General features: G+C 51.2%; 2 tRNA genes and 2 rRNA genes. All 4 read right to left on the minus strand.

The features are described 5' to 3' along the window. Positions 1–118: 118 nt before the first annotated feature. Positions 119–3010 (minus strand): 23S ribosomal RNA (locus GIR22_RS25670). 243 nt (positions 3011–3253) lie between these two features. Continuing rightward, positions 3254–3329, minus strand: a tRNA-Ala gene (locus GIR22_RS25675). Positions 3330–3359: 30 nt separating this feature from the next. Continuing rightward, positions 3360–3436 (minus strand) — tRNA-Ile (locus GIR22_RS25680). Positions 3437–3518: 82 nt separating this feature from the next. Next, positions 3519–5055 (minus strand): 16S ribosomal RNA (locus tag GIR22_RS25685). The 16S and 23S rRNA genes sit together here with 2 tRNA genes alongside, the layout of an rRNA operon. Between the last annotated feature and the right edge of the window lie 414 nt (positions 5056–5469).

The raw sequence follows: 5469 nt of genomic DNA on the forward strand, positions 1-5469 counted from the left end.
TTGGTCTCGCTTCAGCAAATTGGGTATGTAATAGATTTGTGTGTTATGCAAACTTTCGGTTTGTATCGTCTTCACACACCGCAATCTGGCCTTTCGACGCAAATTGCTTGGGTGTTATATGGTCAAGCCTCACGGGCAATTAGTATTGGTTAGCTCAACGCCTCACAGCGCTTACACACCCAACCTATCAACGTCGTAGTCTTCGACGGCCCTTCAGGGAACTCAAGGTTCCAGTGAGATCTCATCTCGAGGCTAGTTTCCCGCTTAGATGCTTTCAGCGGTTATCTATTCCGAACATAGCTACCCGGCAATGCCACTGGCGTGACAACCGGAACACCAGAGGTTCGTCCACTCCGGTCCTCTCGTACTAGGAGCAGCCCCTCTCAAATCTCAAACGTCCACGGCAGATAGGGACCGAACTGTCTCACGACGTTCTAAACCCAGCTCGCGTACCACTTTAAATGGCGAACAGCCATACCCTTGGGACCGGCTTCAGCCCCAGGATGTGATGAGCCGACATCGAGGTGCCAAACACCGCCGTCGATATGAACTCTTGGGCGGTATCAGCCTGTTATCCCCGGAGTACCTTTTATCCGTTGAGCGATGGCCCTTCCATACAGAACCACCGGATCACTAAGACCTACTTTCGTACCTGCTCGACGTGTCTGTCTCGCAGTCAAGCGCGCTTTTGCCTTTATACTCTACGACCGATTTCCGACCGGTCTGAGCGCACCTTCGTACTCCTCCGTTACTCTTTAGGAGGAGACCGCCCCAGTCAAACTACCCACCATACACTGTCCTCGATCCGGATAACGGACCTGAGTTAGAACCTCAAAGTTGCCAGGGTGGTATTTCAAGGTTGGCTCCACGCGAACTAGCGTCCACGCTTCAAAGCCTCCCACCTATCCTACACAAGCAAATTCAAAGTCCAGTGCAAAGCTATAGTAAAGGTTCACGGGGTCTTTCCGTCTAGCCGCGGATACACTGCATCTTCACAGCGATTTCAATTTCACTGAGTCTCGGGTGGAGACAGCGCCGCCATCGTTACGCCATTCGTGCAGGTCGGAACTTACCCGACAAGGAATTTCGCTACCTTAGGACCGTTATAGTTACGGCCGCCGTTTACCGGGGCTTCGATCAAGAGCTTCGCGTTAGCTAACCCCATCAATTAACCTTCCGGCACCGGGCAGGCGTCACACCCTATACGTCCACTTTCGTGTTTGCAGAGTGCTGTGTTTTTAATAAACAGTCGCAGCGGCCTGGTATCTTCGACCGGCATGAGCTTACGGAGCAAGTCCTTCACCCTCACCGGCGCACCTTCTCCCGAAGTTACGGTGCCATTTTGCCTAGTTCCTTCACCCGAGTTCTCTCAAGCGCCTTGGTATTCTCTACCCAACCACCTGTGTCGGTTTGGGGTACGGTTCCTGGTTACCTGAAGCTTAGAAGCTTTTCTTGGAAGCATGGCATCAACCACTTCGTCGTCTAAAAGACGACTCGTCATCAGCTCTCGGCCTTAGAATCCCGGATTTACCTAAGATTCCAGCCTACCACCTTAAACTTGGACAACCAACGCCAAGCTGGCCTAGCCTTCTCCGTCCCTCCATCGCAATAACCAGAAGTACAGGAATATTAACCTGTTTTCCATCGACTACGCTTTTCAGCCTCGCCTTAGGGACCGACTAACCCTGCGTCGATTAACGTTGCGCAGGAAACCTTGGTCTTTCGGCGTGGGTGTTTTTCACACCCATTGTCGTTACTCATGTCAGCATTCGCACTTCTGATACCTCCAGCAAGCTTCTCAACTCACCTTCACAGGCTTACAGAACGCTCCTCTACCGCATCACCTAAGTGATACCCGTAGCTTCGGTGTATGGTTTGAGCCCCGTTACATCTTCCGCGCAGGCCGACTCGACTAGTGAGCTATTACGCTTTCTTTAAAGGGTGGCTGCTTCTAAGCCAACCTCCTAGCTGTCTAAGCCTTCCCACATCGTTTCCCACTTAACCATAACTTTGGGACCTTAGCTGACGGTCTGGGTTGTTTCCCTTTTCACGACGGACGTTAGCACCCGCCGTGTGTCTCCCATGCTCGGCACTTGTAGGTATTCGGAGTTTGCATCGGTTTGGTAAGTCGGGATGACCCCCTAGCCGAAACAGTGCTCTACCCCCTACAGTGATACATGAGGCGCTACCTAAATAGCTTTCGAGGAGAACCAGCTATCTCCGAGCTTGATTAGCCTTTCACTCCGATCCACAGGTCATCCGCTAACTTTTCAACGGTAGTCGGTTCGGTCCTCCAGTTAGTGTTACCCAACCTTCAACCTGCCCATGGATAGATCGCCCGGTTTCGGGTCTATTCCCAGCGACTAGACGCCCTATTAAGACTCGCTTTCGCTACGCCTCCCCTATTCGGTTAAGCTCGCCACTGAAAATAAGTCGCTGACCCATTATACAAAAGGTACGCAGTCACCCAACAAAGTGGGCTCCCACTGCTTGTACGCATACGGTTTCAGGATCTATTTCACTCCCCTCTCCGGGGTTCTTTTCGCCTTTCCCTCACGGTACTAGTTCACTATCGGTCAGTCAGTAGTATTTAGCCTTGGAGGATGGTCCCCCCATATTCAGACAAAGTTTCTCGTGCTCCGTCCTACTCGATTTCATGACTAAGAGATTTTCGCGTACAGGGCTATCACCCACTATGGCCGCACTTTCCAGAGCGTTCCGCTAATCTCAAAGCCACTTAAGGGCTAGTCCCCGTTCGCTCGCCACTACTAAGGGAATCTCGGTTGATTTCTTTTCCTCAGGGTACTTAGATGTTTCAGTTCCCCTGGTTCGCTCCATACACCTATGTATTCAGTGTAAGGTAACCATCTTATGATGGCTGGGTTCCCCCATTCAGACATCTCCGGATCAAAGTCTGTTTGCCGACTCCCCGAAGCTTTTCGCAGGCTACCACGTCTTTCATCGCCTCTGACTGCCAAGGCATCCACCGTATGCGCTTCTTCACTTGACCATATAACCCCAAGCAATCTGGTTATACTGTGAAGACAACATTCGCCGAAAATTCGCATGCTCATAGAGCCACTCACAAATTTTACCTTAGCCTGATCCAACACCAGTGAAAGTGTTGTCCAGTCTATCTTTCTATCACATACCCAAATTTTTAAAGAACGATCTAATCAAAGACTAGAAATCAACATTCACCATCGCCACGATGGAATGCTCATTTCTAAACTCTAAACAGTAGAAGCAGTAGTGGTGGAGCCAAACGGGATCGAACCGTTGACCTCCTGCGTGCAAGGCAGGCGCTCTCCCAGCTGAGCTATGGCCCCGTATTTCTACAGGCGTTTCCCACACAAAATTGGTGGGTCTGGGCAGATTCGAACTGCCGACCTCACCCTTATCAGGGGTGCGCTCTAACCAACTGAGCTACAGACCCAATTTCGGGCTGCTTCTTTTCGTCTTCTTCAATGAATCAAGCAATTCGTGTGGGAACTTATGGAGCAGCTGATGTCGTCGATTAAGGAGGTGATCCAGCCGCAGGTTCCCCTACGGCTACCTTGTTACGACTTCACCCCAGTCATGAATCACACCGTGGTAACCGTCCTCCCGAAGGTTAGACTAGCTACTTCTGGTGCAACCCACTCCCATGGTGTGACGGGCGGTGTGTACAAGGCCCGGGAACGTATTCACCGCGACATTCTGATTCGCGATTACTAGCGATTCCGACTTCACGCAGTCGAGTTGCAGACTGCGATCCGGACTACGATCGGTTTTGTGGGATTAGCTCCACCTCGCGGCTTGGCAACCCTCTGTACCGACCATTGTAGCACGTGTGTAGCCCAGGCCGTAAGGGCCATGATGACTTGACGTCATCCCCACCTTCCTCCGGTTTGTCACCGGCAGTCTCCTTAGAGTGCCCACCATTACGTGCTGGTAACTAAGGACAAGGGTTGCGCTCGTTACGGGACTTAACCCAACATCTCACGACACGAGCTGACGACAGCCATGCAGCACCTGTCTCAATGTTCCCGAAGGCACCAATCTATCTCTAGAAAGTTCATTGGATGTCAAGGCCTGGTAAGGTTCTTCGCGTTGCTTCGAATTAAACCACATGCTCCACCGCTTGTGCGGGCCCCCGTCAATTCATTTGAGTTTTAACCTTGCGGCCGTACTCCCCAGGCGGTCAACTTAATGCGTTAGCTGCGCCACTAAGAGCTCAAGGCTCCCAACGGCTAGTTGACATCGTTTACGGCGTGGACTACCAGGGTATCTAATCCTGTTTGCTCCCCACGCTTTCGCACCTCAGTGTCAGTATCAGTCCAGGTGGTCGCCTTCGCCACTGGTGTTCCTTCCTATATCTACGCATTTCACCGCTACACAGGAAATTCCACCACCCTCTACCATACTCTAGTTCGTCAGTTTTGAATGCAGTTCCCAGGTTGAGCCCGGGGATTTCACATCCAACTTAACGAACCACCTACGCGCGCTTTACGCCCAGTAATTCCGATTAACGCTTGCACCCTCTGTATTACCGCGGCTGCTGGCACAGAGTTAGCCGGTGCTTATTCTGTCGGTAACGTCAAAACAGCAAAGTATTAATTTACTGCCCTTCCTCCCAACTTAAAGTGCTTTACAATCCGAAGACCTTCTTCACACACGCGGCATGGCTGGATCAGGCTTTCGCCCATTGTCCAATATTCCCCACTGCTGCCTCCCGTAGGAGTCTGGACCGTGTCTCAGTTCCAGTGTGACTGATCATCCTCTCAGACCAGTTACGGATCGTCGCCTTGGTGAGCCATTACCCCACCAACTAGCTAATCCGACCTAGGCTCATCTGATAGCGCAAGGCCCGAAGGTCCCCTGCTTTCTCCCGTAGGACGTATGCGGTATTAGCGTCCGTTTCCGAACGTTATCCCCCACTACCAGGCAGATTCCTAGGCTTTACTCACCCGTCCGCCGCTCTCAAGAGAAGCAAGCTTCTCTCTACCGCTCGACTTGCATGTGTTAGGCCTGCCGCCAGCGTTCAATCTGAGCCATGATCAAACTCTTCAGTTCAAACATCTTTGGGTTTTTAAGAAACCCTAAACTTGGCTCAGCAATCGTTGGTTACATCTTTGATTTCTCGCGGAGTAACTTGTGATGCTGATAATCTTGTTGACTATCAGTCTGACTCCACAAGCACCCACACGAATTGCTTGATTCAGTTGTTAAAGAGCGGTTGGTTAAGATCTTTCGTCTCAACCGAGGCGCGCATTCTACAGCAGCCCCTGTTGCTGTCAAGCGGTTATTTTAAGAAGTTTTCAAAGTTTCCTCTGCAACTTCAACCACTTGCGCTTCCGATCTCTCGTTAGCGGGAGGCGAATTCTACAGCGTTACACGCTGCTGTCAACACCTCTTTTTCTCCGCTTTCGACCGAGAAGATCGAACCGTTAATAGAGCCAAACAACGTTGCTCTATCAACTCCTTCTG

Origin of the sequence: Pseudomonas karstica (genome assembly GCF_009707515.1) — a bacterium.
GTDB classification, from domain to species: Bacteria; Pseudomonadota; Gammaproteobacteria; order Pseudomonadales; family Pseudomonadaceae; genus Aquipseudomonas; species Aquipseudomonas karstica.